The following is a 2,597-nucleotide window of genomic DNA, read 5'->3' as shown; positions in this document are numbered from 1 at the left end:
CTATTGAGAGTTAGTGGTAACTTCAATATAACATGAAATTCACATGGCGTTTTTTATATGTTAGCCAGGTGGCTAACTTCATTATAAAATCCAGCATTTAAATTTTGCTTACACCTTAGGACAACTTTCTTTAACCGAGTTAATTAAGCAGTTACCTGAAGATCGACAACGTTTTTATATGTTTGGAACACCGATTTATAATAATTTAGGCGATTTAGCGGTTAGTGAAGCACAAAAGAGATTTTTTGCAGAAAACTTTCCGGGAATAGTCTACATTGAAATTACCGAACCACAAACGGACCAAGCGATCGAGGAGTTATTACCATTACTGCGCCCTGATGACATGATTGGCTATGTCGGCGGTGGGAATATTGGTAATTTACACATAGCGCATGAAATCCCGCGACGCAAAGTGTTTTCTACTTTTGTTAACAACAAGACGATTTCTTTTCCTCAGTCTGTTTATTTTGAAGACACAGAAGAAGGACAAGAGGAATTAAGAAAAAGCCAAGAAGCTTATAACAAGAATCCTAATTTGACCCTTGTTGCAAGAGACACGCAAACACTAAATTATTTCAAAGAACATTTTGAGGTAAATGCCATTCTCACATCTGATATGGTTTTATTTCTACAACCAAAACGCCCTGAGTTTGAGCGAGACGGTACGTTGTTTATCATGCGTAAGGATGCTGAAAAAGTCACATCAGATGAATTAATAGCGCAACTAACCAACAGCTTGGAAAATGCTGGCGAAGAAGTAGAACCAACGGATACTGTGCTTTCTTTTAAAGCTTATGATGTAAAAACGGATGCAGATCCTCCCCTTGATATTGTAAGGATATCTGAGCGGGATTGGTTATTGACGCTTAAATTAGACCAAATCAAGGCAAATAAAGTCGTGGTTACCGATCGTTTGCATGGCATGATTTTTTCTGTTATTACGCAAACGCCATGTCTTGTATTTGATAACAACTATGGTAAAGCAAGTGCGTTTTACTATAACTGGCTTGAAGACTTGGATTATATCCAACACACAACTGAATCAGATCCTAAAAAATTAACAGAAATGGTCGAGGATTTAAAAAAATATGATCATTCCTATGCACTTGATTTTTCGCATAGTTATAATACGTTGATCGATTTGATCAAAAATTAAAAAATAAAAGGAGTTGTTAACTATGGGTTGGCTTTGGACAATCATTGTCGGTGGCATCATTGGTGCAATCGCTGGCGCTATTACAAATAGAGGTGGATCAGGCATCATTTTTAACGTGATCGCAGGACTTATTGGTTCATCTATCGGTCAAGCAATTCTAGGAAGTTGGGGCCCTTCCCTTGGTGGAATGGCGTTAATCCCATCGATTATCGGAGCGGTTATCGTTGTAGCCGTTGTTTCCTTTTTCCTAGGTAGAAGATAAAAGCGTGGCCTACTGAATTTTTCAGTAGGTCTTTTTTTATGAAAAAAAGATTTGCTCATTTTTTGCGTACTTAATAGTGAAAGATAATTTTATTAGGAGGCATGAAATGAGGAAAAAGTCGCATGAATTACAATGGCTAGAAATAGCAGGCAAACGCAAACAATTGGATGAAGAAGAACAAAGGGCGCTATTAAGATTGCAAAGAGGGTTTCTCGGAGAGCAGCAAATGGATAAACTGGTTGAAAGTTTTTTACTTGGAAAGGTAACGATTATCGATGACATTACTTTGCAGTACCAATCCGTTATCGTTCAAATCGATAAAATCCTAATCGTAGGAAACATCGTCTATATTATCGATATGAAGTTCTATCAAGGAAACTATATTTTACAAAATAACAGTTGGCAACGTGGTGGGAAAAAACTACCAACAAATATTTTAGATCAGCTACGCAGAGCCGTTCGAGTGCTTGAAAATATATTCAAAGAACACCAAATGGATGTACAAGTAAGAGGCGTCTTGGCCTTTTTAAATCCAGACTCAAATATCGAAATAAAAGATAACATTTCCGAAAGGGTATTAACGTTCAATGAAATTCCGTCGTGGTTATTGGAATTAAACAAACAAGCACTGGAAGAGCGTTATCCGCACTTGCAATCCGTATTGTTGCAGTATCAAATAGAGGCATTTCGCACGAAACGCCAATTAACGCTAGATGAAGAAAAGCACTTGCAAAAAGGGATTTGCTGCCCACGTTGTCATCAGTTTAAAACTCGGCAAAATAAACATAAAGTGATCTGTAGTTGTGGACATGAAGAAGTAAAAGCAATAGCTTATGCGCGGACCATCACTGAATATGGCGTCCTCTTTCACGATCGAGAACTTAGATTAAAAGGATTAAAAAACTTTTTTGGAAAAGACTTACAAGAAGCGTATTTGAAGTATATACTTCATAAATACTTTATTGCTATCCAGTCTACAACGAAAAAACGTTTTGGGCACGAAAATAAAGGGCTAATATTTGATTATTGGTTTGAAGATGACATGGAATACTTTAAGCGATTAGAACACAGGAAAACGTGGAAGTAGCCAGAGATAAACGAGAATTCGTTAATCAATAACGAAAAAATGACTAAAGAAAACGAAAACTTTTAATCAATAATGAGAAATTGGATAAAGAA

At 36.7% G+C, this 2,597-nt stretch carries 3 protein-coding genes; all 3 read left to right on the top strand.

What is annotated here, in order from left to right:
• Positions 1-178 precede the first annotated feature (178 nt).
• The 3 genes from G577_RS0110260 to G577_RS0110250 all read left to right on the top strand — a co-directional run bounded on the left by G577_RS0110260 (position 179) and on the right by G577_RS0110250 (position 2,505).
• On the top strand, positions 179-1,156 hold the full coding sequence (locus tag G577_RS0110260; RefSeq protein WP_081675768.1) for a polysaccharide pyruvyl transferase family protein: 978 nt from the start codon (positions 179-181) through the stop codon (positions 1,154-1,156).
• A 22-nt stretch (positions 1,157-1,178) separates the two neighbouring features.
• On the top strand, positions 1,179-1,418 hold the full coding sequence (locus G577_RS0110255; protein WP_028791082.1) for a GlsB/YeaQ/YmgE family stress response membrane protein: 240 nt from the start codon (positions 1,179-1,181) through the stop codon (positions 1,416-1,418).
• A gap of 106 nt (positions 1,419-1,524) precedes the next feature.
• Positions 1,525-2,505 carry a nuclease-related domain-containing protein gene (locus tag G577_RS0110250; protein WP_028791081.1) on the top strand — a complete coding sequence of 327 codons (981 nt, stop codon included), beginning with the start codon at positions 1,525-1,527 and terminating at the stop codon, positions 2,503-2,505.
• Positions 2,506-2,597: the final 92 nt, after the last annotated feature.

The sequence above is a fragment of the Tetragenococcus muriaticus DSM 15685 genome (assembly GCF_000423785.1).
GTDB classification, from domain to species: domain Bacteria; phylum Bacillota; class Bacilli; order Lactobacillales; family Enterococcaceae; genus Tetragenococcus; species Tetragenococcus muriaticus.
The sequence above is the reverse complement of the archived record's forward strand: the minus strand, read 5'-3'. Positions and strand labels throughout refer to the sequence as shown.